Source organism: Pseudarthrobacter sp. PvP090 (assembly GCF_040547365.1).
Classification (GTDB): Bacteria; Actinomycetota; Actinomycetes; order Actinomycetales; family Micrococcaceae; genus Arthrobacter.
Genome location: NZ_JBEPPO010000005.1, coordinates 155,941 through 182,890 on the forward strand (window position 1 = coordinate 155,941; position 26,950 = coordinate 182,890).

Below are 26,950 nucleotides of genomic sequence, written 5' to 3' on the forward strand. Positions count from 1 at the left end.
ATGAGCACTGCACAGACATCGGTGAAACCGTCCACCGGGAAACTGGTCGTCGCCTGGGCGCTGGTTGGAGTGCCCCTGGGATTTGGCGTCTACGAAACCCTGACCCGAGTGGCGGCCCTGTTTGGCTGACACCGCTGAACGGATCACGGCCACCGCACGCACCGCTCCCACGGCGTTCACGCGCCCGGAGACGTTCACCACCCGGCCCACACTGCAGGGCACCTTCGGGATGAGCGCGTCCACGCACTGGCTGGCGACGGCGGCCGCCCAGGCCGTGCTCGAACGCGGCGGCAACGCGTTCGACGCCGCGACGGCGGGAGCGTTCGTGCTGCACGTCGTCGAGCCGCACCTGAACGGTCCCGGCGGGGACATGACCGGCGTCTTCGTCACCGCGGAGGCCCCGGGCACACCGGTCGTGCTCATGGGCCAGGGCCCCGCCCCGGCCGGCGCCACCGTGGAGCACTATCGCGCCGAGGGCCTGGAACTGGTGCCGGGTTCGGGGGCGCTGGCCGCCGCGGTGCCTGCCGCCGTCGACGCCTGGCTCCTGCTGCTGCGCGACCACGGGACCTGGGAGCTGGACGACGTCCTGGAATTCGCGATCGGCTATGCCCGCGACGGGCACCCGATGCTGGGCAGGGTCGGGACGACCATCGCGGCCGTGGCGGAGCTGTTCCAGACGCACTGGCCCACCTCGGCCGAGCTCTGGATGCCCGCCGGACGGATCCCGGCCGAGGGGGAGCTGGTCCGGAATCCGGCCTACGCCCGGACTCTGCAGCGGCTGGTCGACGCCGGGACGGCCGGTCCAATTGAGCAGTCCCGCGAGGGCAGGATCGACGCGGCCCGCCACGAATGGCGCGGGGGCTTCGTGGCCAAGGCCATGGTCGACTCCGTCCAGACCCCGCACCGGCACTCCTCCGGCACGGACCACCGGGGAGTCCTTACCCTGCAGGATCTCTCGGGGTTCGAAGCCGGGTACGAGCCGGCCGCCACCGTCGAATTTCGGGGGCACACGATCGCCAAAACGGGGCCGTGGGGGCAGGGCCCGGCACTGCTTCAGACCCTCGCCATTCTCGACGGGTTCGGCGACGAGTACCTTGATCCGTCGACCGAGCTCGGCGCGCACACCATCCTGGAAGCCCAGAAGCTGGCGCTCGCGGACCGGGAAGCGTACTACGGCGACACGGACGTGCCGCTGGAGTACCTCCTGTCCGACGAGTACTGCGCCGGCCGCCGGGCACTGATCGGCGAGCGTGCCTCGCACGAATTCCGGCCCGGTTCGGTGCCCGGGCGGGAGACGTACGTGCCGCCGCTCCGCGCCCACTACACGCCGCCGGCGCTCGGGGCGGAGGGTTCCGCCGGGCTCGGCGTGGGGGAGCCCACCGTGGCGCCGAGCGGGGAGACCCGCGGCGATACCTGCCATATCGACGTCGTCGACCGCTGGGGCAACATGGTCTCGGCCACACCGTCCGGCGGATGGCTGCAGTCATCCCCCGCCATCCCGGAGCTTGGGTTCTGCCTGGGCACCCGGCTGCAGATGACCTGGCTGGAACCGGGCACACCCTCCACCCTGACGCCGGGCAAACGGCCACGGACCACGCTGACACCGACCCTCGTGCTGCGGGACGGCAAGGCCGTGACCGCTCTCGGTTCGCCGGGCGGTGACCAGCAGGATCAGTGGCAATTGCCGTACCTGCTGCGCACGATTGTCGGCGGCTACTCACCGCAGCAGGCTGTCGACGCCCCCACCTTCCATACGACGTCGATGCCCGGGTCGTTCTGGCCGCGCACCTGGGAGCCCGGCGGCGCCGTCGTCGAGGACCGGCTGGGCGAGGACGTCATCGCTGGACTGGAACGCCGCGGACATGTCGTCACCCGCGCGGGCGGCTGGACGCTGGGACGGCTCTCGGCGGTGGTGCGGGATCCCTCGACCGGCGTCCTGCAGGCGGCCGCCAATCCCCGCGGCGCGCAGGGGTATGCCGCCGGGCGCTAGCTCTTTGAGCCAACTCTGTCAGCCGGTGTGCGCGAGCCGGTCCATGAAGCGGACGGACTCCGCGGCGATCTGCCGCTGCGCCTGTGCGCGGGTCACGCCCGGCTCGCCGTCCCCGGGTTGCTCGCCGTAGTCCCCGAAGAAGGCGTGCACGCCGCCCTCCACTGTTGCGAAGATGGAGGTCGGCGGAAGCAGGGGCTTCGATGCCGCGATCTTGTCCGGAGTGGTGAGGCCGTCGTTCGAACCGGAGATCGAGAGCACCGCTCCGCCGAAGTCCGCCATGCTGTCCGCGGGGTAGGAGGCAAACAACAAAAGCCCGGACACGCCAGGGTTCGACTTCGCGAAGGAGGACGCGCTCACCCCGCCCAGGGAATGCCCGCCCACGGCCCAGGAAGTGATCTCGGGATGCCGGTCCATCGCTCCCCGGGCCTGGCTGACGTCCAATAGGGGGATGCCCAGCGGTACTTTCAGGATGACGACCAGATAGCCCGCGTTCGCGACTGGGCGCAGAATGTCCTGATAGGCCCGCGCATCAACCCGTGCCCCTGGGTAAAAGACGAGGCCGGCGCTGGCCGTTCCTTCCGGTATGAGGGTGATGGTGGTGGCGTCCTCGGTGGTGGTCGGTGTTGTACTGGCCGCCCCGGTTGTCCCCAGCGCCAGGCCGGCAGTACTGCCCGGCTGGTAGGTAAACGGGTTGAGCCACGCCAATCCCGCGACCACGCCCAAGACAACAATCCGGCCCGCCAGGCCGCGGCACAGTTGCCAGCCTGGCACCCTGCGCTGGGGCTGTTGGAGTGTCGGCAGGTTCCGATGTCTGTTCACGCTCCAGCGCTCGAACAAATCCGAACGTCTGACCAGTCTGAACATCCAGAGGATGCCCAAGGTGGCGGCAACCGAGAGCAGGACGGGCAGCGCAGGGTGGCCGCCGAGGACGGCGCTGTTGCCAAGCAACATCCAGAGCGGGACGACGATCAGTGCACCGGCAGCGACGACGCCGCTCCAGTCCAGGGCTGCCGAGCTGAAGCGCGTTGATCGGCTGCCCACCGGGGCATTCTGTAGAGCGCTGTCAGCTGGGCTGCCGGAGTCCTTCGGCGTCGCGTCCTTCACGCTCCGATGTTATCTCCATGATCGAGATAACTGGATCCCTGAACGACCCCAACCGTCCCCAATGACACATCTGATCAAGGTCCACCATCCAACGCCCGGATAGTGCACCTCGGGCGTTAGCCGCTTCTTGTGCGGCCAGAGTCAGGCTGCGGTGCCGAGGTCTGCGGGGCGGAAGTAGTAGTTGCGTCTAGGTTTTTGGTGTGGGTCGATGTGGGGTGGCGGGATGAACCAGGGGATGCCGGTGCGTACCTGGATGGTCCAGTGTTCCTTGTGGATCACGTGGTGATGATGTGAACAGAGCAGCGTTCCGTTTTCGGTGCCGGTTGTTCCGCCGCGGGACCAGTAGCTGATGTGGTGCGCTTCGCACCAGGACGCGGGGATGGTGCAGCCGGGAAACGCGCAGCCCTGGTCGCGGGCGGTAAGGGCTTTGCGGAGGTGCGGCGGGAAGACCCGGGAGGCCCGGCCGATGTCCAGGATCCGGCCTTCGCCGCCGAGGAGCACCGGGATGATGTCCGCGTCGCAGGCGATCTTCCGGACCGTGGAGGCGGTGACGGGTCCGGTGAACAGCAGGTTTCCGGCGTGCTCCGCCGTGGCGCCGGGCCGGAACGGGCCGCCGGCGGTGCTCTGCAGGTCGGCGTCGCTGGTCCCGTTGGTGCGTCCGAGCCTGGTGAGGAGGTCGCGGTAGTCGATGGTGACCATAACCTGGGGGCGGAGTCCTCCGGCGGCAGGCAGGGTGCCGGCGGCGAGGGCGACTTTGGCGGCGCCGACGAGGCCGTCGAGGTGTTTCTGCGGGCGTGTGCGCAGGTCGAGCGGGACGTTCCCGCCGTCATTCCCTCCGTCCTTGCGGCCGTCATTTCCGGCGTCGGCCCAGGGGCTGGCGTCGGTGGCGGTTCCGGCTGCGTCACCGGCGGCCGCTGCTGCTGTCTCCGGGGCCGTGGTGCGGGGGTTGGTGGCGGTGTTCATGACGGTGAGGAGGTGTTCGAACTGTTCGGCGGTCGCGAAGATCTCCAGGTGCTGCAGTCCGTGGCGGGGTTTGCGGATGAACGCGCCCTGGAGCTGGCGCAGGAGTTCCTCGGAGGGCTCGGCCCCGTCCTGGTCCAGCGCGTCGGTCCAGCTCCGGGCCACCCGGGCCAGGAAATCCGGATCGTTCTCGACGGCGGTGCGGGTCAGGGCGTGCTCCATCCCGGCGGCCGCCTCGGCGTCGCAGACGTGCCGGACCCGGTCCAGCGCCAGGGTGATGATCGTCGCGGCCCGGGACGCGACCTCACCATAGGCGACGGCGGCCCCGAGTTCGCCGTGCGCGGGTGGCATTGGTTCGCCGGTGAATCCCCGGCGCGGAAGCAGACTCCCGGCGAGGGCGAGCCGGCGGCGGGCCTCGGCGGCGCTGATCCGCAACCGCGCCCGCAGGAACTCCGTGGTGTTCCGGTACCCGTCATCAACCGCTTCAACAACAGCAACCGCCGGGCCGTCAGCGGCGGCCGGAGCATCCACAGCGCCGGCACCTGTGGTTTCCCGCCAGCCGGTGGTCCACGAGGTGCCCGCCTTCGAAGCGGCGGCCGTGGCGTGCTGCCGGGTCCGGTCCACGGCCCCGGCCGCCACGAGCTGCAGATATTCCATGACCCGCGAGAGCTCCTCCACGGTGCCGGCGAAATCCGACGCGGCCTGGAACCCAAGCAGCGCCGCGTCCTCGACCGCCGTCAACCCCACCTCCCGGAGCGTGGCCAGGGCCTCATCCACACCGTCCAATCCGGACTGCCCGGCCCGGGTGGCACCGCGGCCGGTGCTGTGTTCAGCAACCCGGTCCGTGTCCTCGAAAGGAATGAAATCCCTGACGGTTTCCATGGAACAAAATTACCGCGGAGCTATGACATTCTTCGCGACTCGTTACCTTGGCCTCAGAATCCCGTCGTCAGCAGGATTCCTGAAGACTCAAGAGCGCCATCCAGGAACCGTGGCCGGCCAAACTGGGTGCGAACCCCGGGTGAGAAGAGCACCGATTCGGGCGGTCCCGCGACGCTGATGCCGGCCGCGGCAACCAGCTGATCGTCGCAACGGCTCAGTTGCGCCCGGTACAGCGGCCACGCGGTATGGGTGTTCGGCACATACAGGGTCCTGCCGCGGAAGCGGGTGTGCAGACCGAACCGGGCAGTGAGGTGGAGGGACAGCGGGTCGGTGGCTTCGACGTCGAACTCCGGGGTAACCGTAAAGTCGCTCCGGGCGCCCCCCCGGAACCGCCGCACCCAGTACCCTGCCCTGGGTCCCGCCGCGCCTGCCGGCCCGGCTGGCCCCGTCTGTCCAGTCGCTCCGGCAGACGCCCCCGACGCCCCAGCAGGCCCAGCCGAGTGGGCTGCCGCGTCCGCTGCCCCCGCACGCGCCGCCCCTGCCAGCCAGCCCGGACCGCCCCCGTCCAAAGAAGCCAAAGCATCCCAATCCCCAACCACACGGAAGCCCGCCCGCGACCACACGTAGGGAATCCCCGCCGCCCGCGCAGCCAGCACCACGGCCAGCCGCGTCGCATCCAGGCTGAGGAAAACCACACCCCGGGTCCCGTCGGGCTCCCGGGAGTAGAGGCGCACGTTGATCTCGTTGAAGCTACCGAAATAGGGGATCCCGGGCCCGCGGCCCAGGCCGGCGCCCTGCATGCGGAAACCGATCAGCCCCACCCAGGCGGATCCGTCGAAGTCGTCCGGCACCACACCCGGGGGCATGAACTGCGCCGCGACGGCATGAGGGATGCGCCAGTGCAGGAAGACCGCATCCGTCCACCGCTGGTCCATGATGATCGGAGCCGGAAGCTCAGGGGCACTCGGCCAGGGTTCAAGATCCATCAGGGGCTCCGCTGGCTCAGGGGCAGGGCTTTTTCGGAGGCGCCGCCGTCGGGATCCTTCTGCCAGGGCCAGCGGCCGGTGATTTCGAGCTCGAGGGAGAAGCTCAGGAACGTCCGGATCAGCACAATGATGGCGAGCACACCCACGCTTTCATAGGTGGGTGCGACTGCCACGGTCCGGATGATGTCGGCCGCCACGAGCAGTTCCAGCCCGAGCAGGATGGAACGGCCCAGGAGTTGCCGGTAGGAACGGTAGACCGAGAGCGGTTCGGAATCCGCAGCCTGTCTCCGCGGCCGGAATCCCCGGAGCGCCAACGGGATGGACACAACGGCGCCGATCACCATGACGGCGACGCCGGCCACGTCCATGTACCGGCCGGCGGCTTCGATGATTTCCGGAAGTTCCATAGTTCCCCTTAATGGACGCTGCGTCGTGGCTGGAGCGGCGGCCCTAGGGGTACCGTACGCCTACGCCGGCGAGAATGTCCCGGTAGCCCTCCCGGAAACTCGGGTAGGTGAATTCGAATCCGGTGCTCCGCAGCAGTGCGTTGCTGCAGCGTTTGTTGCCGCCGCGGGACGGCTCGCCGCCGGCCGACCCACCACCGGCTGTGCCGTCAGCGGTATCCGACGGCGGCTGGGGAAGTCCCAGCTCGGCGGCCAGGAAGCCCAGCACCTCGCCGAGCTCGGCGGGTTCGTTGTCCACGCCCAGGTACACCGGCGCCAGGAGAGCGTCCATGGTGCACAGGTGGACGATCGCGGCAGCGGCGTCGTCGCGGTGGATGCGGTTGGTAAAGCGCGGCTCGGCCGGGACGACCGCGGACCCGCCGCGCACCTGGTCAATGAGCCGGGTCCGGCCCGGACCGTAGATACCGCCGAGCCGCAGCACCACCGGAGTGATTCCGGTGCCGTTCAGACGGGTGGCGAGGAGATCCTCCGCCTCGCGGATGGTGCGGCCCGAGAACCCGCCGGGTGCCGGCGTCGTGGTTTCATCAATCCAGTCCCCGCCGGCGTCGCCGTAGACGGCAGTGGAGGAGACGAACAGCATGCGCCGGACCGGGGCACCGGATTCCAGCACCGCGTCCAGAACGTTCGACAGCCCGTCCACATACGCGGCACGGTAGGCGGCCTCGGTGGGGGAGTCCGCTGCAATCGCGACGACGACGGCGGTGGTGTCCGCCGGGACGGGCGGCAGTTTCCCGGCGCTCAGGTCCGCCGCGGCACCTTCGATGGCGGCCGGAAGTTTTTCCGGCGAACGCCGCCACCCGACCACCCGGTGGCCGGCCGCGGCGAACCGCAGACCGGCCTCGGTGCCCAGATCGCCGCAACCGGCCATTAGTACAGTCATGCTGGCCAGTCTGCCAGTAATTCGGCGTCGACGGCCGCCGAATCCGGACTAGCGGGCCGGGATCGGGAAGAAGACCCGCGGATCCTGCAGCAGCGCCGGGTAGTCAAAGTCCGAGCGGTTCAGGATCTCGTCGACCTTGAAGTTGCGCGCGAAGCGGCCCTCCACGGTGATGGGACGGCCCAGGACCTTGCCCACGGCGAAGGACGCGCCGCCGTCGAACGGGATGGCAACTGTCGAGTTGCCGGGAAGCGTGGTGAACGCTTCCTCCTGCTGCTGGCGCTTGCGGGTGGGCTTCTTGACGAGCTGCTTCGGCGGGAGCTTGCGCTGCTTCGCGGGCCGGCGGGCACCGGAGTCGGCGTACACGAAGTGGTATTCGTCGTCGCCCGCGGAGGCGGCCTTGGCCTTGCCGACGAGGGGCAGGCTGACGGTGTCCAGCTTTTCCGGCTCGGTGTCATCCAGGGGCAGGCGGAGGACCCACATGCGGTCGCCGGAAGGATCCTCCGGCACCAGCTCAAGCCTGGGCTCGGGCCAGACGTACTCCAGGTCAGGATCGGTATCCGGGAACAGCTCCGTATAGAACCGGGGGTCCTTGGCGATCAGCCGGGAGCGGTGGCTCAGGTGCAGTTCGGGGGCTCCGAGCCACGGCGGCATGGGGATCTTCTCGGCGTAGCCGGGGTGCGCGGCCTGCGGGGCGAATTCCATAATTTTCTCGCGGGTGGTGTCCTCGCCGCCGCGGGCCGTCCACTCGTCGACCATGGTCAGGCCGTAGAGGGTCAGTGCGGGAACGTACCCCATCCACATCCGGATGGCCGGGTGCGACTGCCAGCCGTACTCCGGAATCACCAGCGCACGCAGGGTCTGCAGCGCTTCAACGCGCTGCTTGCCGAGCCGTGCACGGTCCAAAACCGCGGCGCTCTGCTGGAAATCGGGGAACGGGAGAAAAGTCTGCATCTCTCCAGTTTGGGGCCAAGGAGCCAATGCGCCAATTGCGGGCGGCCGCGGGTGAGCGTGTTCACATTTTGGAATGGGACAGACAGCCCACATCGTGGGCGGGTAAACTAGCACAAACCAGCCCCGCCCCACGGAAGACACGCGCCCATGTCGACGAATCCAGTACTTGCACCTGCGGCGCCGCCTGCGCCTGTCTCACTGCCCAAATATGGACAATTGCTGAGTCCCGACGCGAACGGGGTCCTTGTCCTGGAGGAATTCACGATCGACCCGGCGGCTGCCCGCAAGGAGCAGAACGGTTTCCGCACAGCGCTGGCCTCCGTGGCGCTGACCATGCGGCGGCTGCTGGCGCTCCGGCTGTTCATTGCGTTCGTGGCGATCGGCAACCTTCCCCTGTTTCTGCTCTCCAGCGGCTGGGAGATCTACGTCGTCTCGCTGACCCTGGTGGTGGCGGTCCATGCTGCGGTGTCCTGGCTGAACCGCCACGAGCCCAAGATCCGCCAGCGTCGGATGCTGGAGCTGCACCTCAACCGCGAAAAAAGCGACAACTACCGTAAAGTCCGCGACGCCGTGAAGTACGTCATCGACGCCCCGGCCCGGATGAACGAGAACCTGTACCTCGAACTGCTCGCCGCCAAGCGCGTGGCGCTGCACCTCGCCATGGGCACCGTGGCACTGCTGGACACCAGCGACGACACGGCGTGGAAAGTGCGGATCGTCCGGGAGATCCCGCAGGCCGCCTAGGGCAGGCCGGGCCCGGACAGCAACAGCACCGCCAGAACTAAGAAAAGCAGACAGCACGACGCCGGAGGGTCCCCTTGAGGGAACGCTCCGGCGTCGTGGGTTTAATCGCCGCTGCCGGGGCCGGCCAGAGCCGGCCTCGGCCCAGATCAGGCGGGCAGCTGCAGCACCTGGCCCGGGAACACCACATTAGGGTCGCTGATGGTGGCCGCGTTGGCGTCGGCCAGCAGCTGCCAGCCGCCGGCGATGTTGAGCTTCTCGGCGACCTTGCTCAGGGTGTCGCCGCTCTGGATCGTGTAGCTTTCGCCGCTCAAGGGGACTTCCGCCACGTGGCGCGCTGCCGGGGCGGCTGCCTTGGGAGCCACGGCCTTCGGTGCCACGGCCTTCGGTGCCACGGCCTTGGCGGGCGCCTTGGCCGGGGCGGGAACGGAAGCGGGCGCCAGTGACGTGCTCTGCGGAGCCACCGCGCCGCCGGTCAGGCCCAGTTTCGCGGCGCAGGACGGCCACGCTCCCCAGCCCTGGCCGGCCTGCACCCGCTCGGCAACGGCGATCTGCTGCTCTCGGCTGGCGCTGGCCGCAGACCCGGTCCCGCCATAGGCCGCCCAGGTGCTGGGGCTGAACTGCAGCCCGCCCGCGTAGCCGTTGCCGCTGTTGATGCCCCAGTTGCCGCTACTTTCGCACTGGGCCAGGGAATCCCAGACGGAACTGGACGTGGCGCTGGGTACGGCCGCGTTGGCGGCCGAGGCGGACAGTGCGACGCCGGCGATCGAGACGGCCGCAAGAGTGGCGCCGCGGCGCGCAACAGTGCTGTAGGTGGATTTCTTCATGGGGGATGCTCCTGAGGGCCACCGGTGCTCGGTCCGTCCCCGGACGTTGTCGCACTACTGCCCGCCCCTGACAATAGAGGTCGTTGCGGTGTCTACCGGTCGGGCAGTATCTGGTGGTGGCAGCACCGGGCATTCATGCCCGGTCTTCGGGCATGACCACTAGGCTAAGTCAGGCTTCCGCCGTTATCAAGACGTTATTTTCCGCAATGTGGCCGGTAAAATGGGTCGGCAGTCTCCCGGCGTGCCTGCCCGTGAGTTAGCCGTCAGACGCCGAGCACCGCGGCCAAGTACGGCGCCGTCCGGCTCCTTTTGGACCGGGCGACGACGGCGGGCGTCCCTACCGCGATGATCTGGCCGCCGGCGTCGCCGCCAGCCGGGCCAAGGTCGATCACCCAGTCCGCTGCGGCCACCACGTCCATCTCGTGTTCCACCACGATCACGGTGTTGCCGGCGTCCACCAGCCGGTGCAGCTGCGCCATCAGAAGTTCGACGTCGGCCGGGTGCAGGCCGGTGGTGGGCTCGTCCAGTAGGTAGAGCGAGTGCCCGCGCTGGGCGCGCTGCAGTTCCGTGGCGAGCTTGATGCGCTGGGCTTCGCCGCCGGAAAGTTCGGTGGCGGGCTGGCCGAGCCGGAGGTAGCCCAGGCCCACCTCGCGGAGGGTCTGCAGGCTGCGGGCGGCGGCGGGGACCTCAGCCAGGAACTCCGCGGCGGCATTGACCGTCATGCCGAGGACCTCCGCCACGTTCTTCCCGCGGTAGGTGACCTCAAGGGTTTCCGGGTTGTAGCGCGAGCCGTGGCATTCCGGGCACGGGCCGTAGCTGCCGGGCAGGAACAGCAGTTCGACGGCGACGAAGCCCTCGCCCTGGCAGGTCTCGCAGCGGCCGCCCGCGACGTTGAAGGAGAAGCGGCCGGCACCGAAACCGCGGGCCCGGGCCTCGTCCGTGGCCGAGAACTCCTTGCGGACGGCGTCGAACAGTCCGGTGTACGTGGCGAGGTTGGAGCGCGGGGTGCGGCCGATCGGCTTCTGGTCCACCTTGACCAACCGGTCCAGCTGGTCCAGCCCGGAGACCGGGCCGACGCTGAGCGGCGCGGCGGACCCGGCGTCCTGGAACTCGCCGTCCTGGAACTCGCCGGCCACGGACTCCTCGGTGGCTTTCGCGGCGGCGTCCGCCTCCGGGTGCAGCCGGGCGCCGACGACCTCGGCGAGCACCTGGCTGACCAGGGTCGACTTGCCGGAGCCGGAGACTCCGGTGACCGCCGTCAGCACGCCGAGGGGGAAATCGGCGTCGAGGTCGCGCAGGTTGTGGCGGGTGATGTCGCGCAGCTCCAGCCAGCCGGCGGCTTCCCGGCGCTCGCGGGCCGCGCCGCGACCGTGAGCTCCGCCGCCGTCGTCGGCTGTCTGGGAGCCGGCCGCTTTCCCGTTGCCGGCCGATTTGCCCGACCCGCCCGCCGGACCTGACCCGTCCGGGAACAGGAACGGCCGCGTTACGGACTCGGCCACCTCCGCGAGTCCGGCGACCGGGCCGCTGTAGAGCACCTCGCCGCCGCCCTCGCCGGCGCGCGGACCTACGTCGACCAGCCAGTCGGCGCGGCGGACGATGTCCATGTTGTGCTCCACGACGAACACGGAGTTGCCGGAGGACTTGAGCTGGTCCAGGACCGCGAGGAGGGGCTCGGCATCGGCCGGGTGCAGGCCTGCCGAGGGCTCATCGAGCACGTAAATCACGCCGAACAGGCCGGAGCGCAGCTGGGTGGCGATGCGCAGCCGCTGCATTTCGCCGGGGGAGAGTGTCGGGGTGGAACGGCCCAGCGCGAGGTAGCCCAGGCCCAGGTCCAGCAGCACCGTGACGCGCTGCAGCAGGTCCCGGGTGATGGCGACCGCCACCTCGTTGGACTCGCCGGAGCTCTGCTTGCGCGAGGCGGTCCCGGCCTCCGTGAGCTCGGTGGTGGGGCGGATGATTCCGGCGAGTTCGCTCATGGGCACGGCGTTGAGCTCGGCGATGGTGCGGCCGGCGAACGTCACGGCCAGCGCCGCCGGGGTCAGGCCGCTGCCGCCGCAGACCGCGCAGGGGCCGGTTTCCATGAAGCGCAGCACGCGGTCGCGCATCGTGGTGCTCTTGGAATCAGCGAGGGTGTGCAGCACGTAGCTCCTGGCGCTCCAGAAGCGGCCCTTGTAGGGCTTCGCGACCCTGTCGCGCTGGGGCGTCACCTCCACCACGGGCTGTTCCTCGGTGAAGAGGATCCAGTCGCGGTCCTTCTTGGGCAGCTTCCGCCAGGGGGTGTCGACGTCGTAGCCCAGGTGGGTGAGGATGTCGCGCAGGTTCTTGCCCTGCCAGGCGCCGGGCCAGGCGGCGATCGCGCCGTCGCGGACGCTCAGCGAGGTGTCCGGGACCAGCGAGGATTCGGTGACCGTGTGCGCGATGCCGAGGCCATGGCACTCCGGGCACGCGCCGGCGGCAGTGTTGGGGGAGAAAGCGTCCGAGTCGAGCTGGCTGGCGCCGTCCGGGTAGCTGCCGGCGCGGGAGAAAAGCATCCGGAGCGAATTGGACAGCGTGGTGACCGTGCCGACGGTGGACCGCGAACTGGGCGTCCCGCGGCGCTGCTGGAGGGCGACGGCGGGCGGCAGCCCCGTGATCATTTCCACCTTAGGGTTGTGGCCCTGCTGGATCAGCCGGCGGGCGTACGGCGCCACGGACTCGAAGTAGCGGCGCTGGGCCTCGGCGTAGATGGTCCCGAACGCCAGTGAGGACTTGCCGGAACCGGAAACCCCGGTGAACGCGACGATCGCGTCGCGGGGCACGTCCACGTCCACGTTCCGCAGGTTGTTCTCGCGGGCACCGCGCACCCGGACAAAGCCGTCCGCGGGGCGGCCGGTGTCCGGCCCCGGAATGGCCGAACCGGAAAGATGGGAAGCCTGCTGATCACTGTGCATCCGATCGACTCTATCGGTGTCTGCTGCCCGCGGGCATATCCTTACCGAATGGAAACAAACGACGGCGTCGCTGCCACCGGGGACGCTGCACCGGACAGCCCAGTAACGGACACCCCCGAGATTCCCGACTTCGCCGAGGTTCCCGAGGAGGTCCACGGTCCGCTGCCCGTCGCTGAACTCCATCTGCACATCGAGGGGACCCTCGAGCCCGAGCTCATCTTCGCCCTGGCGGAACGCAACGGCATCCAGCTGCCGTACGCGGACCTGGACGAGCTGCGCTCCCGCTATGAGTTCACGGACCTGCAGTCGTTCCTGGACCTTTACTACGCCAACATGGCGGTGCTGCGGACCGAGCAGGACTTCGCGGACATGACCCGGGCGTACCTGTCCCGGGCGGCGCTCGCCGGCGTCCGGCATGCCGAGATCATGCTGGATCCGCAGGCGCACCTGTCCCGGGGCGTGGCGCTGGAGACCTGCGTGAACGGTGTGGCGTCCGTGCTGGCCGTGTCGGAGCAGGAGTTCGGGATCTCCACCCTGCTCATCGCTGCGTTCCTGCGCGACCTGTCCGAGGACGCCGCCCTGGAGGTGCTGGACCAGCTGCTCGCCATGGACGCACCGATCGCCGGCATCGGGCTCGACTCGGCCGAGGTGGGCAACCCGCCGGCCAAGTTCGAGCGGCTCTTCGCCCGGGCGAAGGGCGCCGGGCTGCACCGGATCGCGCACGCCGGCGAGGAGGGCCCGCCGTCGTACATCATCGATGCGCTGGACATCCTGGACGTCGAAAGGATCGACCACGGGATCCGCTGCATGGAGGATCCGGACCTGGTGGAGCGGCTGGTGCACGAGCTCATGCCGCTGACCGTGTGCCCGCTGTCCAACGTCCGGCTCCGCGCGGTGGACACCCTGAAGGAGCACCCGCTGCCGGCCATGCTCGCCGCGGGGCTGAATGTGAGCGTGAACTCGGATGACCCGGCGTATTTCGGCGGGTACGTGGATGACAACTTCGCGCAGCTGAAATCGGTGATTGGCCTCTCCGAGTTCGACTGCGTGCGGATGGCGGCCAACTCGATCCGCTCCTCCTTCGCGAGCGAGGAACGCAAGACGGAACTGCTGGCCGAACTGGCCGCCTCCGGCCACTAACGTCCACCCCCACTTGCCCTATCAGTTTTGGTTGCCAAAACCGGGGAAAGGGAACCATAACTGATAGGGCAACGCGGGGTTGTTTACGGGCTTTCCGCTCGCGGCACCGTTGCGGCTGGTGCGGGGCCGGAGAAGAGGCCGAGCAGTCCGTCGATTTCCCGGTTCGCCGTGGCGGGGTGACGGAAGTGCTGGTGGGGTTCGATGGCGTACCGGGTTCGCCGTCCGGCCCGAACGCGGTGAAGATATCCTCCGCCTTCGAGATCCTTGAGGATCTGGAGGGTTGAGCGCGGGGTGATGCCGACCCTCGCGGCGATGTCGGTAATGCGCGCTTGAGGGTCGGCGGCCACCGCAAGCAGCACGTGCCCGTGGTTCGTGAGAAAGGTCCATGTGGGACGTGTCGGCGCCGGAGGAACGGGCGGATCCGCGCCCTTTTCCGGATCCTTGTCCGGTCCCTGCGGGGAGGCTGTCATGGTTGTTCCTTACTGACGTTTCGACGACGACGCCTTCGTGTCGGGGCGTTTGCGCCACAGTGGGTCCAGATCGGCGATCTCCTCAGGTGAAGCGGTTCCGAACGGGGCGTGCGCCGGCGCCGGGGGAGCCTTGCGGCCTTGGCCCCGGGTGGCCCAGAGGCTTGCGCCGATAGACACCCCAAGGATGGTGGCGATGACGGCCAGGGACAGCGGGGTGGGGATGTAGTAGATATCGATTTTGAGGAGCATCTTGATGCCTACCCAGATCAGGACGAGCGCGAGTCCAATCTTGAGGTAGACGAAGCGGTGGATCATGTCAGCGAGCAGGAAGTACATGGCCCGCAGGCCCAGGATGGCAAAGGCGTTGGCGGTGAAGACCAGGAACACTTCGTCGGTGACGGCGAAGATCGCGGGGATGGAGTCCACGGCGAAGATGATGTCGGTGACCTCGACGAGGACCAGGACGGCGAGCAACGGGGTGGCCAGCAACACGCCATTCTTGCGGATCAGGAAACGCTGGCCGTGGAAGTCGTCCGTCATGGGCACGCGCCGGCGGAAGAGTCTCAGCGCCCGGGACTTTTCCGGGTCAAGCATGTCGTTGCGGTGGCGGATCATCCGGTAGCCGGTGAAGAGCAGGAACGCTGCGAAGATGTACAGCACCCACTCGGCCGAGGCAATGATGACAGCGCCCGCCGCGATGAACACGCCCCGGAAGATCAGGGCACCCACGACCCCGAAGAACAGCACCCGGTGCTGGTATTCGCGGGGTACTGCGAAGTACGTGAAGATGATCGCCCAGATGAACACGTTGTCCACCGCGAGGGATTTCTCGATCAGGTATCCGGCGAAGTATTGCTGGCCAAATTCGGCCCCGTAGATTTGCCAGACCAGGGCGCCGAAGCCCAGCCCGAAGGCGACCCATACGCCGGACCACAGCGCCGCTTCCCGGACACCGATGACGTGCGCCCTGCGGTGCGCGAACAGGTCCACGGCCAGCATCAGGACAATTGCGGCCAGAACGGCCAACCAGGCCCAGAAAGGAACATTCATTAGGGGACACCGCTTCCAGTTAGTTCAACCAACTGGAGGTCTTTCCCGGTCCCGGGGGACCTGTCCCGCCGGGCCGCTCAGGGTCGGCCGTACTGACGACGGGACATTCAGGGGATACTCCCCTCCGTGAAAATAGTGAAGCATACTTCACCTATCACGACAAGGGCGGCGGGGCAGGATCACCCCCGGCGGAGGATGCACCGGGGGCGGGTGCCCGGCAGAGTGCTGCTATGACGACGACCGGACGACGGCGGGGCGGCTGGCTGCGCCAGCTGATGCCAGGGCTCGACGTCGCCGCGACCTACCAGAAGAGCTGGTTCGGCAAGGACATCGTCGCCGGGATTGTCCTGGCGACGCTGCTGGTTCCCCAGGGCATGGCCTACGCGGAGCTGGCCGGGCTGCCCCCGATCACCGGGCTGTACACCACCGTCCTGTGCCTGCTCGCCTACGCGGTGTTCGGCCCGTCCCGCATCCTGGTGCTGGGGCCGGACTCCTCGCTGGGCCCGATGATCGCGGCGACGGTCTTGCCGCTCGTCGCGTCCGACGGCGACCCGCAGAAGGCGGTGGTCCTCGCGTCGATGCTCGCGCTGATGGTCGGCGTCATCATGGTCCTCGCGTCGGTCGCGAAGCTCGGCTTTATCGCGGACCTCATCTCCAAGCCCACGATGATCGGCTATATGAACGGCCTCGCGGTCACCATCCTGGTCGGCCAGCTCCCCAAGCTCTTCGGGTTCTCGGTGAGCGGCGAGGGCTTCATCGGGGACCTGATCGGCTTCATCCAGGGCGTGGCCGGGGGCGAGACGGTGGCCGCCGCGGCCGCCGTGGGGGTGTCCGGGATCGTGCTGATCCTGGCGCTGCAGCGGTGGCTGCCCAAGGTCCCGTCGGTGCTGGTCATGGTGGTGCTCGCGATCGGGGCGACGTCGCTTTTCGGCCTCGCCGACCGGGGCGTCTCACTGGTGGGGGAACTGCCGCAGGGCTTCCCGCCGTTCACGATTCCCACCCTGGATTTCTCGGACTTCGCCCTGATGTTCGCCGGTGCCCTGGGGATCGCCCTGGTGTCGCTGACGGACACGATCTCGACGGCGTCGTCGTTCGCCGCGCGCTCCGGTGAGGAGATCCGCGGCAACCAGGAAATGATCGGCATCGGTGCGGCGAACCTGGCGGCGGGCCTGTTCCAGGGTTTCCCGGTGAGCACCAGCGGCTCCCGGACAGCGGTGGCGGAACGTGCCAGCTCGAAGACCCAGCTCACCGGCGTGACGGGTGCCCTGCTGATCCTCCTGATGCTGGTGCTGCTGCCGGGGCTGTTCCGGAACCTGCCTCAGCCGGCGCTGGCGGCCATCGTGATCACCGCGTCAATCTCCCTCGCCGACGTCCCGGGCACCATCCGGCTCTGGCACCAGCGCAAAACCGAGTTCAATCTCTCGCTCGCGGCCTTCCTCGGGGTGACGCTGCTGGGGGTCCTGCCCGGCATCGGCATCGCCGTGGGGCTGTCCATCCTGAACATCTTCCGCCGCGCCTGGTGGCCCTACGAGACGGTGATCGGGCGGGTGCCGGGGGTCGAGGGGTTCCACGATGTGCATTTCCACCCGGACGCCCAGCACCTGCCCGGCCTCGTGATCTACCGCTTCGACGCGCCGCTGTTCTTCGCCAACGTCCGGCCTTTCCGCGAGAACATCCGGCGGCTGGCACGCACCGAGCCCAAACCGCGGTGGATCGTCATCGCGGCCGAACCCATCACCGACGTGGACACCACGGCCTCGGACGTGCTGCTCGAGCTGGACGTGGAGCTCAACGCACAAGGGACGTCCCTCGTGTTCGCGGAACTCAAGCACGGCGTCCGGGAGAAAATCGAACGGTACGAACTGACCAGCCAAATCAATCCGCTCCACTTCTACCGCACCGTCGACGCCGCCGTCGCCGCGTACATGGCCGAAACCGGCGCCGAATGGAGCACCGGGGACTAACCGCCACAGCAACGCGGGGATCCTTAGCGCCGCCCATCCCAAGGTCCGGGATAGGCCGTACATGACCCCGCGTTGCTCTTTGTTGCCGCGGGAGCTACTTTGCGGTGCCGGCCCGCGTGAACATGCGCCGCAGGAGGGTGGCGGTGAGCCATGTGACGGCGCTGCAGACCGCGACGCCCCAGGCGATGTCGGTCAGTGCCACGACGGCGGGGAAATCCTTGAGGACCGCGAGCGCGGTCAGGGCCCACGTGGCGTAGGTGAAGAAGCCGAACAGGGCGGCTCCCGTCACCCGCTGCCGCAGGGTGGCGTCCGGGTCGTTGGGCCGGATGCCGTAGTGCACGATCCCCACGACGTACATGAGGTAGAAGGCGACGGCGCCGGCGAGGTTCACGCTGGGCGCCAGCAGGTCGCCGATCTGGCTTTCGTACTGGCTGTTCGCCACGGTGCCGATCCAGACGACGTCGACGACGGCGAAGATCACGGCGGCGACCGCATAGGACAGCAGCCACCTCTTGACGTGGGTGCTCATGCCTGGCTCCTTGTATCCGCGTAGAGGTTGTCGACGATATGGCGGGCACGTTCGGTGAAGGCGCCGCGCTTGAGCTTCATGGTCGGGGTCACGATGCCGTTGGCCTCACTGAGATCGGCGAGCAGCAGCACAAACCGCCGCACCTGCTCGGACCGCGCGATCTTCGCGTTGGCGGCGCTGACCGCCTTGCCGATCGCGGTGAGGAGCCGCGCGTCGTCGATCTGGACGGCGCCGCCGTCGTCGGGGATCCGCAGGCCAGCCAGATCGGCGATGCCCTCGCGTTCCGCCCAGGCCGCGACGGACTCCGGATCCAGCAGCACGAGCCCGCCGAGGAAGGGTTTGCCCTCTCCGACCATGACGGCGTGCGCCACGAGGGGGTCGCCCTCGACGTAGCCTTCCCAGATGGCGGGGGAGATGGTCTTGCCGCCCGCGGTGACGATGACGTCCTTGATCCGGCCCTTGAGGGTGAGCCGTCCCTGCCCGTCGAGCTCGCCGAGGTCGCCGGTGCGGAAGAACCCGTCCACGAAGGCGTCCGCGTTGTCGGCCGGGCTGCGGTAGCCGGCGAACACGCCGACGCCGCGGGCGAGCACCTCGCCCTGGTCCGAGAGGCGCACGGTTGTTCCCGGCATCGGGACGCCCACCGACCCGGCCTTGATCGACCCGGGCATGTTCCCGGTCAGCGGGGCGGTCGTTTCGGTGAGGCCGTACCCCTCGATGACCGGCAGGCCCAGGCCGCGGAAGAAGAGGGACAGCTCGGCGTCGAGCGCGGCGGCACCGGACAGCAGGTAGTCGAGGCGTCCACCCATCAGCTTCCGGAGCCGGGCATAGAACAGGCGGTCGAAGAGGGCCCGCCTGACCCGGAGGCCCAGCCCGGCCCTGACGGCCGAATCGGCGTCGCGGGCCTCGGCGAACCGGCCCCAGGCCACCGCCGTTCGCTGCGCGGAGGCCCACACCGGTCCGAGGTGCTTCTTCGCCGCGGCCCCCGCGGCGGACGCCTGGATCTTCTGCAGCACGCGGGGTACCACCACGAGGAAGGTCGGCTTCAGGACACCGAGGGCGGGCACCACCTCCCGCGGGTCGGACAGGTGCGCAATCCGCATGCCGTTGGCCAGGCAGGTCAGCTGCAGCCCGCGGGCCAGCACGTGGGCCATCGGCAGGAAGATGATGGTGTTGCCGTCCTCGCGGACCACCCCGGTGTAGGCGGCGGCCACGTTCAGCACCTGTCCCACGAAGTTCCCGTGCGTGATGAGGGCGCCCTTGGGAGCGGCCGTGGTGCCGGAGGTGTAGACGATGGTCGCCACCGCGTCGAGATCTGCCAGCAGGCGCCGCTCCTCGACCGCACTGTCGGACACCCCGGCGCCACTGACCACCAGGTCGGTCAGGTCCGCTCCGGGGCGGGCGTCCATCGTCCAGACCCCCAGACCCGGCATTCCGGCCTGTTCGAACCCCTGCTCCAAGAGGAGGGCATGCTCAGCCGTGCCGCCGATCGCGAGGCGCACGCCGGCGTCGGCGAGGATCGCAGTCACCTGGGGAGCGGCCGACGTCTCGTAGATCGGGACGACGACGGCGCCGGCGAACCACGCAGCCATGTCCGCCACCGCCCACTCGTAGCGGGTGGGGGACATGATGGCGAGCGATTCGCCGGGCTGGAGGCCGGCCGCGATGAAACCCTTGGCCAGGGCGCGGACATCGTCAACGAACTGCCGGGTGGTCACCTGGCGCCAGGGATCCGTGACCGCCGCATTCGGCGCCCGCACTTCGAAGGCAACGTGTTCGGGGGAGGCCCGGAACCGCTGCATGAGCAGCTCGGTCGCGTTCCGGTGGCCCGAGGGCTCAACCAGCAGCGGGGTGGTGAACTCTCTCATTGGGCGTCCTTCTCCGAAAGTGTGTGCAAGTGGTCCCGCATCAGGTGCTGTGCGACGTCGAGGAAGTCCGCGACGACGGCCTGGTGGGCGGCGGGCAGGGCCTTGATGTGTTCGTTGGTGGCGGTCATGAGGGGCCGCATCAGGTTCATGATTCCCCGGTCGGCTGCCGGGGTGACGCTCACCTGGACCTGGCGCCTGTCCTCGGTTTTCCGGTGGCGTTCCACGTAGCCGCGGGCCTCCATCCGGCTCACGATCGCCGTCGTGGTGGCCGGGGTGGCTCCCAGGTCCTCGGCGAGCTTGCCTACCGTCACGGATCCCGACTGGGCGAGCGCCGACAGGGCGCGGTAATCGGTGAGGTTCAGCCCCATGACGCGAGCGATTTCCCGCTCGGTCTCGTTGGCGAGGGTGAACAGGCTCTGCAGGGCCAGCGTGGCCGGGTGTTGCTGCGCCGCAGTCATGTCCACTCCCTAACGTTCCGAACCCGCTATTAGCCAATCTTGTTCGATGATCTATTATTCAATCATATTTGATCATCTACTAGGATTGCCACAACTGCTGATGCCGGCGGTGCCTCTTGGGCCGTGCCAGCATCCGGCTCCGCATGTGAAAGGAACTTCCTGATGAAGGAATCAGACCGTAAGGCGCTCATCGCCCTCCCCGTGGTGGTGCTGCTCGGAGCGCTCGTCGCCGTGGCCGGCAGCCAGGGCGGGGCCGCCCTGGGCGGGATCCCCATCTTTGCGATGGCCGTCGGGGCCGCGTTCCTCATTCAGTGGCTGGCTTTCATCCCGTCCTTCGCGGCCCAGACCGAGAAGTTCTACGATCTGACCGGCACCCTGACCTACACCGTCATCACGCTGCTTCTCATTGTGCTCACCCCGGGAATCGACGCCCGGGCGCTGCTGCTGGCGGCCATGGTGCTTGCCTGGACACTTCGGCTGGGCACGTTCCTGTTCCGCCGCATCAGCAAGGCCGGCAAGGACGACCGCTTTGATGAGATCAAGCCCTCGTTCATCCGGTTCCTGAACGCGTGGACCATCCAGGGACTTTGGGTGGTCTTCACCGCGGCCGCGGCGTGGGTGGCGATTACTTCGGCCACCAGGGTGGCGCTGGACTGGTTCGCGCTGGCCGGCTTCGTGGTGTGGGCCGTCGGTTTCGGCATCGAGATCGTGGCCGACAACCAGAAAGGCCGCTTCAACGCCGACCCCGCCAACAAGGGCAAATTCATCTCCACCGGGCTGTGGTCCAAGTCCCGCCACCCGAACTACTTCGGCGAGATCCTGCTCTGGATCGGCGTCGCGATCATCGCCGTACCCGCGTTGCAGGGCTGGCAATGGGTGGCACTGATCTCCCCTGTGTTCGTCATCCTGCTGCTCACCAAGGTCAGCGGCGTGCCGCTTCTGGAGAAGAAGTCCGACAGCAAGTGGGGCGGCCAGGAGGATTATGAGAACTACAAGAAGAACACCCCGGTGCTGGTCCCCAAGCTCTAGCAGCAGCACGCCAGGTTCCAAGCAACGCGGGGTCACTCACGGCCCATCCCGGACCCCAGGATGGGCCGTGAGTGACCCCGCGTTGCTTTTGCTACCCGCGAGTATCCCTTCCTACGCCCCTCGCGCCCGCCGCCATGGGGTGTAATAGTGGGTCACGACACACAGAGTTAACCGATCCGACTCGCGGAAACTCGACGATCCTTGGCAAAATGCAAGTGGATCAATTGCTTCTAAAGGAGACCCATGGGCGCGAACACTGCCGAAAACACCACCCGTCGACTGAAGGCCGTACTGGACGTTCTGACTGAGGGGGTGTGGACTGGCGATCAGCTGAACGCCGGAGCGGTGCTGGGCGAGGCAATCGCACGCGTCCCGCTCAACGAGTTCGAGAGTGAATTGCTGAGCGGCGGCATTCCCCGAGGGCACAAGACCCTGACCACTGCCACCGCGAAGCTGGTCAAGGCCGGCTGGCTCGTCAAGGGCCGTGCGGGCTGGACCATCACCGAGGACGGCCAGCGCGCCACCGTCGCGTTCGCCGACCCGGACGTGTTCGCCGCAGCGCTCGACGCCGGAACTCCCGTTCCCGCCGACACCCCGCTGCCGTCGGCGCCCCCCGCCGGAACGCCGGCCCGGAAGGCTGCCGCTCCCAAGGCCGCTCCGAAGACTGCACCCAAGGCCGCCAAGGTGGCCGAAAAGGTCGCCGGCAAGGCCGCCAAGCTGGTGGAAGAGGCCGTAGCCCCGGTCGCCAAGGCGGTCCGCAAGCGCAAGGCAACCGACAAGCCCGCTGAGGCAACCGCCCCGGCCCCGGCTGCTGAGGCCGCCGCGTCTCCGGCCGCCGCGGCGCTCGCCACGAGCGTGGAAACCATCGAGCAGCCGGAAGCGGTCGCCGTTGCAGGCGACTTCAACATCCTGCTGGGCGCCCCCGCCAACTGGGCCCCGCAGTACGACGAATCCCAGATGGAACTGGATCTCGTCGACCAGCTCTGGAAGATCGCGGCGGATCTCCCGGCCGGCACGTACAGCTTCAAGATCGCGCTCAACCGCTCCTGGGACGAGAATTTCGGTGCCTTCGGAGCCTTCGACGGCGCCAACCACGAGGTGCACCACTCCGGCGGGCAGCTGGTCATTCACTACGACCACCGGACCCGCGACATCGTCCTGGCGTAGCCAGCGACCCGCATCCCCCTTGCCGACGCGCTAAAGACCCCTCGACGCCTGAATTCAAGCGTCGAGGGGTTTTTTGCGCAGCGCGGGCGGCTTCGCGCGTCGTGACCTTCGCTGCACCGTCGTCGGGCGCCCAGGTCCCGTGCCGTCGTCGAGCAGCCAGGTTCCGCGGCCGCGGCCAGACTCTGTCCGGCAACCGCCGACCGGCCTAGCATTGGATGATGGAAACCGTCGAGATCGATGGGCTGCGGATCGCGTACCAGCGGGTCGGGCGGGGGGCGGCGCTGGTCCTGTTCCACGGCGCCGGAAGTGACAGTCGGCTCTGGCGCCCCCAGCTGGAGGGTCTCTCGGACGAGTTTACGGTGTTCGCCTGGGACGCTCCCGGGTGCGGCCAGTCGGACGACCCCACCCAGGGCCTGTCCGCCGAGGAGTTCGGGGCCATCACTGCAGGCTTCCTGCGCGCCGCCGTCCCGGCGAAGCCACACCTTCTGGGGCTGTCGTGGGGTTCCATGGTGGCGCTGGAGGTGTACCGCGGGTATCCTTGGCTGCCCGCGTCCTTGGTGCTGACCTCCGCCTATGCCGGCTGGGCGGGATCGTTGCCGCCCGAGGAAGTGGAGCGGCGCTACGCCCAGGTGGAGGCCGAGATCGGACAGCCACCAGAGAAGTTCATCAACGAGTGGCTGCCGACACTGTTCACCCACAAGGCCGATCCCGCCGTGGTTGCCGAAGCCAGCAGGATCATGGCCGGCGTGCGCCCGGCCGGGCTGCGGATACTGCTCTCCGCCAGCGGCCGGGCAGACTACCGGCCCGTACTGCCCACCATCAGCATTCCCACGCTCCTGCTCTACGGCGCAGACGATCAGCGGTCCCCGCTTCACGTCGCCCGCGAGCTGAACCGCCAGATTCCGGGTTCAAAACTTGCGGTGATTCCAGACGTCGGGCATCTGGTTCAGATGGAAGCGCCCGACGCCTTCAACACCGAGGTGCGGACCTTCCTCCACGGCGTCGCGGTTTCAGCCAACACTCCGGATGGGCCTGCCTAGAACCGCGTCGGGTCCGGCCGTGGTGGCGGGACCGGGCCGGGGTCGGGAATCGGCAGCGGCCCTGGCACCGGGAACGGCCCGGGGGTCGGGGCGGGACCCGGCTCCGGAATCGGCGCGGGAGGTGGGACCGGGCCGGGATCCGGGGGAAACGGGTCCCCGGGCTGGGGCTCAGGCGTGGTCGGCCCGGGTTCCGGCGGAAACGGCTCAGGTTCGTGCGGCGGTGGAATGGTCACGTCAGGCTCCCTCACTCGTGGCGGATGATGCGCGAAAGACCTTCAGCTCCCACGGCCGGAGATGCAGCCGGGGCGCCGCGGCGTCGGCGGGGTAGTTGCCCAGGATCAGTTCCGCGCTGTCCCACACAAGGGGAACGTCGGCGTCGTCGAGCGCCACCTCCTGGTCCTGTCCGGAAAAGTTGCCCAGCACCAGCAGCTTGGTCTCCGGCAGCGACCGGACGAACGCGTAGACGTGCTCGTCCCGCGGCAGCAGCATGGTGAAGTCACCGTGCGACACCACGGGCTCACTGTGCCGCAGCGCGATCACCGCCCGATAGAAGCTGTACACAGAGTCCGGGTCGTCCACCTGCGCGGCGGCGTTGATGTGGTTCGCGTTCGGATTCACCGCAATCCATGGGGAGCCGGTGGTGAAGCCGGCGTGCCGCGAGGCGTCCCATTGGACCGGAGTGCGGGCGTTGTCGCGGTTCAGCGGCGCGAGCGCGGCGAGGACGTCGGCGTCGGTGTGGCCCAGGTGCGTGGTGGCCTCGCGGTGGTGGTTGAGGACCTCGATGTCCCGGTAATCGCTGATCGCCCCGAAGGTCATGTTGGTCATACCGAGTTCCTCGCCCTGGTAGACGTAGGGCGTGCCGCGGTGCAGGTGCAGGACACCGGCGAGCATCTTGGCGGAGAGCTCACGGTACTTGCCGTCGTCGCCGAATCGCGACACCGCCCGGGCCTGGTCGTGGTTGCCCCAGTAGAGGCTGTTCCAGCCGCGCTCTGCCAGGCCCGTCTGCCAGTGTCCCAGGGTCTTTTTGAGGTCCGTGAGTTTGAGTTTCTTGGGCCGCCACTTGTTGCCGTCCTCCTGGTCCAGGGCGACGTGCTCGAACTGGAACACCATGTCCACCTCGGCGCGCTCCGGGTCGGTGAACAGGATGGCCTCGTCCACGGTGACGCCGGGCATTTCGCCGACGGTGAGCAGCGGTCCGGGGCGCCCGGCGAAGACCTCCCGGTGCATCTCCTGCAGGAACTCATGGATCCGCGGCCCCCCGATGTAGAACGGGGTGCCGTCGCCGTAGAGCATCCCGGCGGCGATGGGCCCGTCCGGGAGGGCGGTGTTCTTGGAGATGAAATTGATGACGTCCATCCGGAAGCCGTCCACGCCCCGGTCCAGCCACCAGTTCATCATTTCGTAGACCGCCGCCCGGACCTGCGGGTTTTCCCAGTTCAGGTCGGGCTGCTTCCTGGAGAAGATGTGGAGGTAGAACTCTCCGGTGGTGTGGTCGAACTCCCAGGCCGGGCCGGAGAACGCCGAACCCCAGTTGTTCGGCGCTGTTTCCGGGCCGTCAGTGTGGCTGTCAGTGGAGCCGTCAGCGGACGCCTTGCGCGGCGGACGCCACCAGTACCAGTCCCGTTTGGGGTTGTCCTTCGAGGAACGCGACTCCACGAACCAGGGATGCTCGTCCGAGGTGTGGTTGACCACCAGGTCCATGACCAGCTTCATGCCCCGGGCGTGCAGCCCGTCCGTCAGCTCCCGCAGCTCCTCAAGCGTGCCGAAGATCGGGTCCACGTTGCGGTAGTCGCTGATGTCGTAGCCGTTGTCGTCCTGCGGGGACGTGTAGATCGGGGACAGCCAGACGACGTCGACGCCGAGCCGGTGCAGGTAGTCGATCTTGCTGATGATGCCGCGCAGGTCCCCGATGCCGTCCCCGTTCGAGTCCGCGAAACTCCGCGGATAGATCTGGTAGACGACGGCGCTCCGGAACCAATCGCGGGCAGGAACCTTCACGGATTCTTCAGTCGACTGTTCTACCGTCATGGGAACTCCTCAGCTGGTCCGGCGGCCAGCACCGGCGCTGGCTCACCAACGTCTGATTATTGAACAGTTCCCGCGGGCAGGGAAGACCCCGCCGGTGCTATGTGGACGGCGCAGTGAAGGGCACCCGGCCCGGCGCCTTAGTTCTGCGAGGCGATGCTCTTGTCCCGGTCCTCGAACACTTCCTCGCCGGGGCCGGTGAACGCCTTGGAGCGCTGGATCGCTTCGATGGATCCGGTGAACAGCTGCGAGTCGTGCGGATCGGCCGGGTGCCGGCCGGGATCGTCCGCGGCGGAAACCTTGCCGGGCTTTGCGGAGGCAGAGGTGCCGGACGAACCGGAGGTACCGGGTGTGACCGCCCCAAGTGAGGCGGCACCAAGCGATTCGAGCCGGACGTGGGGGAGCGCCGTCGGGTGCTCCTGCTGCAGGAACAGCACCAGCTCCTCGCGGATCAGGCAGCGCAGGTCAAAGAGCGTGGCGCTGTCCGCGGCGCTGACCAGGATGCGGACCCGGACGAAGCCTGCGGTGGCGTCGGTGATCTGGAGGATGCCCACGCGCTCGTCCCAGAGGTCGGTGCCGGCCAGGACCCGCTTGAGTTCGGCGCGCATGTCCTCGACAGGGGCGCGCCAGTCGAGGTCGAACTCGACGGTGCCCATGACCTCGGACTGCCGCCGGGTCCAGTTTTCGAACGGGGTGGTGGTGAAGTAGGTGGAGGGCAGGATCATCCGCCGGTCGTCCCAGATGTGGACCACCACGTAGGTCAGGGTGATCTCCTCGATCCGGCCCCATTCCTTCTGCACCACCACCACGTCGTCCACCCGGATCGCGTCCGTGAACGCGAGCTGGATGCCGGCGAAGACGTTGACCAGTGACGTCTGCGCGGCGAGGCCGGCGACGATCGAGATCACGCCGGCGGAGGCCAGCAGCCCGGCGCCGAGGGCCTGGATGGCGGGGAACGTCAGCATCGCGATGCCCAGCGCCACGATGACGATCAGCGCGACGCCGATCCGCCGGGCGAGGATCACCTGGGTGCGGAGCCGGCGGGCGCGGCGGTTGTCCGCCACGTCCACCCGGTAGCGGGTGAGCACCATGGTCTCGATGATGAGGAGGACGGCGATCGCCAGCCACGCGAGGGAACCAATCAGCGCGATCTGCAGCGCGTGGTCCAGGTTTCGGCGCCATTCGGCGTCCTCGGTGGTGAGCCCCAGGGCGATCCGGACGCCGATCAGGCAGAGCCCAAGCCGCAGCGGCAGTCGCGCCACCCGGGAGGTCTCGCGGAGGGCGGGCTGGTTCCGGTTGAGCCGGAGGACAACGCGGCGCACCAGCCAGGAGGCGAGGAGCCCGCTGGCGACGGCGAGGGCCACAGCGAGGATGGGGGCCAGGAAGGGCATGGCGGGATCGAGGACGTCTTGCATTACTTAAGCTCTAGCAAGCTTCCGCGGGCAATTGAAATCGGCAGCGTGTCAACGTGGGAAGCATCACGGCGGGCGCCGGGACG

23 protein-coding genes are annotated in these 26,950 nt (G+C 68.4%); 8 read left to right on the forward strand and 15 right to left on the reverse strand.

Annotation, left to right across the window (positions count from 1 at the left end; genetic code table 11):
• Positions 1-129 carry an MFS transporter small subunit gene (locus tag ABIC21_RS07500; RefSeq protein WP_354349775.1) on the forward strand — a complete coding sequence of 43 codons (129 nt, stop codon included), beginning with the start codon at positions 1-3 and terminating at the stop codon, positions 127-129.
• A 100-nt stretch (positions 130-229) separates the two neighbouring features.
• On the forward strand, positions 230-1,990 hold the full coding sequence (locus ABIC21_RS07505; protein ID WP_354349912.1) for a gamma-glutamyltransferase family protein: 1,761 nt from the start codon (positions 230-232) through the stop codon (positions 1,988-1,990).
• Between the two features lie 18 nt (positions 1,991-2,008).
• On the opposite strand, the gene ABIC21_RS07510 is transcribed toward ABIC21_RS07505, so the two are convergent.
• From ABIC21_RS07510 to ABIC21_RS07535, 6 genes are all read right to left on the reverse strand, one after another.
• Positions 2,009-3,031, reverse strand: a complete 1,023-nt coding sequence (locus ABIC21_RS07510) for an alpha/beta hydrolase (protein WP_354349776.1) — start codon at positions 3,029-3,031, stop codon at positions 2,009-2,011.
• A 204-nt stretch (positions 3,032-3,235) separates the two neighbouring features.
• Positions 3,236-4,936, reverse strand: coding sequence for an HNH endonuclease signature motif containing protein (locus ABIC21_RS07515; RefSeq protein WP_354349777.1), 1,701 nt, complete (start codon positions 4,934-4,936; stop codon positions 3,236-3,238).
• Positions 4,937-4,989: 53 nt separating this feature from the next.
• Entirely contained in the window at positions 4,990-5,922 is a 933-nt protein-coding gene (locus tag ABIC21_RS07520) for a YqjF family protein (RefSeq protein WP_354349778.1), read from the reverse strand.
• The gene (locus ABIC21_RS07525; RefSeq protein ID WP_354349779.1) at positions 5,922-6,329 is read right to left on the reverse strand and encodes a DUF1622 domain-containing protein; all 408 of its coding nucleotides are present in this window, start codon (positions 6,327-6,329) and stop codon (positions 5,922-5,924) included. The genes ABIC21_RS07520 and ABIC21_RS07525 overlap by 1 nt, the downstream gene beginning before the upstream one ends.
• A gap of 43 nt (positions 6,330-6,372) precedes the next feature.
• The gene (locus ABIC21_RS07530) at positions 6,373-7,266 is read right to left on the reverse strand and encodes an SDR family oxidoreductase (RefSeq protein ID WP_354349780.1); all 894 of its coding nucleotides are present in this window, start codon (positions 7,264-7,266) and stop codon (positions 6,373-6,375) included.
• Between the two features lie 48 nt (positions 7,267-7,314).
• Positions 7,315-8,217: an MSMEG_6728 family protein gene (locus ABIC21_RS07535; protein WP_354349781.1), complete on the reverse strand. Its 903-nt coding sequence runs from the start codon at positions 8,215-8,217 to the stop codon at positions 7,315-7,317.
• A gap of 216 nt (positions 8,218-8,433) precedes the next feature.
• Here ABIC21_RS07535 and ABIC21_RS07540 point away from each other — a divergent pair, with 216 nt between their 5' ends.
• Positions 8,434-8,961 carry a hypothetical protein gene (locus tag ABIC21_RS07540; RefSeq protein WP_354349782.1) on the forward strand — a complete coding sequence of 176 codons (528 nt, stop codon included), beginning with the start codon at positions 8,434-8,436 and terminating at the stop codon, positions 8,959-8,961.
• A gap of 146 nt (positions 8,962-9,107) precedes the next feature.
• Here the strand turns inward: ABIC21_RS07540 and ABIC21_RS07545 are convergent, their stop codons facing one another.
• The gene (locus tag ABIC21_RS07545; protein ID WP_354349783.1) at positions 9,108-9,785 is read right to left on the reverse strand and encodes a transglycosylase family protein; all 678 of its coding nucleotides are present in this window, start codon (positions 9,783-9,785) and stop codon (positions 9,108-9,110) included.
• Between the two features lie 263 nt (positions 9,786-10,048).
• A complete protein-coding gene (locus ABIC21_RS07550; protein WP_354349784.1) occupies positions 10,049-12,715 on the reverse strand; it encodes an excinuclease ABC subunit UvrA in 2,667 nt (888 codons plus the stop codon).
• A 48-nt stretch (positions 12,716-12,763) separates the two neighbouring features.
• Here ABIC21_RS07550 and ABIC21_RS07555 point away from each other — a divergent pair, with 48 nt between their 5' ends.
• Positions 12,764-13,855 carry an adenosine deaminase gene (locus ABIC21_RS07555; protein WP_354349785.1) on the forward strand — a complete coding sequence of 364 codons (1,092 nt, stop codon included), beginning with the start codon at positions 12,764-12,766 and terminating at the stop codon, positions 13,853-13,855.
• Positions 13,856-13,938: 83 nt separating this feature from the next.
• Here the strand turns inward: ABIC21_RS07555 and ABIC21_RS07560 are convergent, their stop codons facing one another.
• Both ABIC21_RS07560 and ABIC21_RS07565 read right to left on the reverse strand, forming a co-directional pair.
• Positions 13,939-14,325 (reverse strand): helix-turn-helix transcriptional regulator, encoded by a 387-nt coding sequence (locus ABIC21_RS07560; protein WP_354349786.1) that lies wholly within the window; start codon positions 14,323-14,325, stop codon positions 13,939-13,941.
• A gap of 9 nt (positions 14,326-14,334) precedes the next feature.
• Positions 14,335-15,375, reverse strand: a complete 1,041-nt coding sequence (locus ABIC21_RS07565; RefSeq protein ID WP_354349787.1) for a TerC family protein — start codon at positions 15,373-15,375, stop codon at positions 14,335-14,337.
• 230 nt (positions 15,376-15,605) lie between these two features.
• On the opposite strand from ABIC21_RS07565, the gene ABIC21_RS07570 reads away from it, so the two are divergent.
• Entirely contained in the window at positions 15,606-17,339 is a 1,734-nt protein-coding gene (locus ABIC21_RS07570; RefSeq protein WP_354349788.1) for a SulP family inorganic anion transporter, read from the forward strand.
• Positions 17,340-17,433: 94 nt separating this feature from the next.
• Here the strand turns inward: ABIC21_RS07570 and ABIC21_RS07575 are convergent, their stop codons facing one another.
• Genes ABIC21_RS07575 through ABIC21_RS07585 form a run of 3 tightly spaced genes read right to left on the reverse strand, consistent with a single transcriptional unit; the run spans position 17,434 to position 20,191 of the window.
• On the reverse strand, positions 17,434-17,868 hold the full coding sequence (locus ABIC21_RS07575; protein ID WP_354349789.1) for a DUF2177 family protein: 435 nt from the start codon (positions 17,866-17,868) through the stop codon (positions 17,434-17,436).
• Positions 17,865-19,733 (reverse strand): AMP-dependent synthetase/ligase, encoded by a 1,869-nt coding sequence (locus ABIC21_RS07580; protein ID WP_354349790.1) that lies wholly within the window; start codon positions 19,731-19,733, stop codon positions 17,865-17,867. Before ABIC21_RS07580 ends, ABIC21_RS07575 begins: the two co-directional genes overlap by 4 nt.
• Positions 19,730-20,191 carry a MarR family winged helix-turn-helix transcriptional regulator gene (locus tag ABIC21_RS07585; protein ID WP_354349791.1) on the reverse strand — a complete coding sequence of 154 codons (462 nt, stop codon included), beginning with the start codon at positions 20,189-20,191 and terminating at the stop codon, positions 19,730-19,732. Before ABIC21_RS07585 ends, ABIC21_RS07580 begins: the two co-directional genes overlap by 4 nt.
• A gap of 162 nt (positions 20,192-20,353) precedes the next feature.
• On the opposite strand from ABIC21_RS07585, the gene ABIC21_RS07590 reads away from it, so the two are divergent.
• From ABIC21_RS07590 to ABIC21_RS07600, 3 genes are all read left to right on the forward strand, one after another.
• Positions 20,354-21,220, forward strand: a complete 867-nt coding sequence (locus ABIC21_RS07590) for a DUF1295 domain-containing protein (protein WP_354349792.1) — start codon at positions 20,354-20,356, stop codon at positions 21,218-21,220.
• Between the two features lie 243 nt (positions 21,221-21,463).
• Positions 21,464-22,387, forward strand: coding sequence for a pullulanase X25 domain-containing protein (locus ABIC21_RS07595; RefSeq protein WP_354349793.1), 924 nt, complete (start codon positions 21,464-21,466; stop codon positions 22,385-22,387).
• A gap of 218 nt (positions 22,388-22,605) precedes the next feature.
• Entirely contained in the window at positions 22,606-23,427 is an 822-nt protein-coding gene (locus ABIC21_RS07600) for an alpha/beta fold hydrolase (RefSeq protein ID WP_354349794.1), read from the forward strand.
• A gap of 234 nt (positions 23,428-23,661) precedes the next feature.
• Here the strand turns inward: ABIC21_RS07600 and ABIC21_RS07605 are convergent, their stop codons facing one another.
• Both ABIC21_RS07605 and ABIC21_RS07610 read right to left on the reverse strand, forming a co-directional pair.
• Complete coding sequence (locus ABIC21_RS07605) at positions 23,662-25,455, reverse strand: glycoside hydrolase family 13 protein (RefSeq protein ID WP_354349795.1); 1,794 nt, start codon at positions 25,453-25,455, stop codon at positions 23,662-23,664.
• Between the two features lie 137 nt (positions 25,456-25,592).
• A complete protein-coding gene (locus ABIC21_RS07610; RefSeq protein WP_354349796.1) occupies positions 25,593-26,867 on the reverse strand; it encodes a mechanosensitive ion channel family protein in 1,275 nt (424 codons plus the stop codon).
• Positions 26,868-26,950: the final 83 nt, after the last annotated feature.

Excerpts from the sequence above, each read along its gene's own strand:
- ABIC21_RS07500 (WP_354349775.1), top strand. The coding sequence starts at position 1 with ATGAGCACTGCACAGACATCGGTGAAACCGTCCACCGGGAAACTGGTC.
- ABIC21_RS07505 (WP_354349912.1), top strand. The coding sequence starts at position 230 with ATGAGCGCGTCCACGCACTGGCTGGCGACGGCGGCCGCCCAGGCCGTG.
- ABIC21_RS07515 (WP_354349777.1), bottom strand. The coding sequence starts at position 4,936 with ATGGAAACCGTCAGGGATTTCATTCCTTTCGAGGACACGGACCGGGTT.
- ABIC21_RS07520 (WP_354349778.1), bottom strand. The coding sequence starts at position 5,922 with ATGGATCTTGAACCCTGGCCGAGTGCCCCTGAGCTTCCGGCTCCGATC.
- ABIC21_RS07525 (WP_354349779.1), bottom strand. The coding sequence starts at position 6,329 with ATGGAACTTCCGGAAATCATCGAAGCCGCCGGCCGGTACATGGACGTG.
- ABIC21_RS07530 (WP_354349780.1), bottom strand. The coding sequence starts at position 7,266 with ATGACTGTACTAATGGCCGGTTGCGGCGATCTGGGCACCGAGGCCGGT.
- ABIC21_RS07535 (WP_354349781.1), bottom strand. The coding sequence starts at position 8,217 with ATGCAGACTTTTCTCCCGTTCCCCGATTTCCAGCAGAGCGCCGCGGTT.
- ABIC21_RS07545 (WP_354349783.1), bottom strand. The coding sequence starts at position 9,785 with ATGAAGAAATCCACCTACAGCACTGTTGCGCGCCGCGGCGCCACTCTT.
- ABIC21_RS07550 (WP_354349784.1), bottom strand. The coding sequence starts at position 12,715 with ATGCACAGTGATCAGCAGGCTTCCCATCTTTCCGGTTCGGCCATTCCG.
- ABIC21_RS07555 (WP_354349785.1), top strand. The coding sequence starts at position 12,764 with ATGGAAACAAACGACGGCGTCGCTGCCACCGGGGACGCTGCACCGGAC.
- ABIC21_RS07560 (WP_354349786.1), bottom strand. The coding sequence starts at position 14,325 with ATGACAGCCTCCCCGCAGGGACCGGACAAGGATCCGGAAAAGGGCGCG.
- ABIC21_RS07565 (WP_354349787.1), bottom strand. The coding sequence starts at position 15,375 with ATGAATGTTCCTTTCTGGGCCTGGTTGGCCGTTCTGGCCGCAATTGTC.
- ABIC21_RS07570 (WP_354349788.1), top strand. The coding sequence starts at position 15,606 with ATGACGACGACCGGACGACGGCGGGGCGGCTGGCTGCGCCAGCTGATG.
- ABIC21_RS07575 (WP_354349789.1), bottom strand. The coding sequence starts at position 17,868 with ATGAGCACCCACGTCAAGAGGTGGCTGCTGTCCTATGCGGTCGCCGCC.
- ABIC21_RS07580 (WP_354349790.1), bottom strand. The coding sequence starts at position 19,733 with ATGAGAGAGTTCACCACCCCGCTGCTGGTTGAGCCCTCGGGCCACCGG.
- ABIC21_RS07585 (WP_354349791.1), bottom strand. The coding sequence starts at position 20,191 with ATGACTGCGGCGCAGCAACACCCGGCCACGCTGGCCCTGCAGAGCCTG.
- ABIC21_RS07590 (WP_354349792.1), top strand. The coding sequence starts at position 20,354 with ATGAAGGAATCAGACCGTAAGGCGCTCATCGCCCTCCCCGTGGTGGTG.
- ABIC21_RS07595 (WP_354349793.1), top strand. The coding sequence starts at position 21,464 with ATGGGCGCGAACACTGCCGAAAACACCACCCGTCGACTGAAGGCCGTA.
- ABIC21_RS07600 (WP_354349794.1), top strand. The coding sequence starts at position 22,606 with ATGGAAACCGTCGAGATCGATGGGCTGCGGATCGCGTACCAGCGGGTC.
- ABIC21_RS07605 (WP_354349795.1), bottom strand. The coding sequence starts at position 25,455 with ATGACGGTAGAACAGTCGACTGAAGAATCCGTGAAGGTTCCTGCCCGC.
- ABIC21_RS07610 (WP_354349796.1), bottom strand. The coding sequence starts at position 26,867 with ATGCAAGACGTCCTCGATCCCGCCATGCCCTTCCTGGCCCCCATCCTC.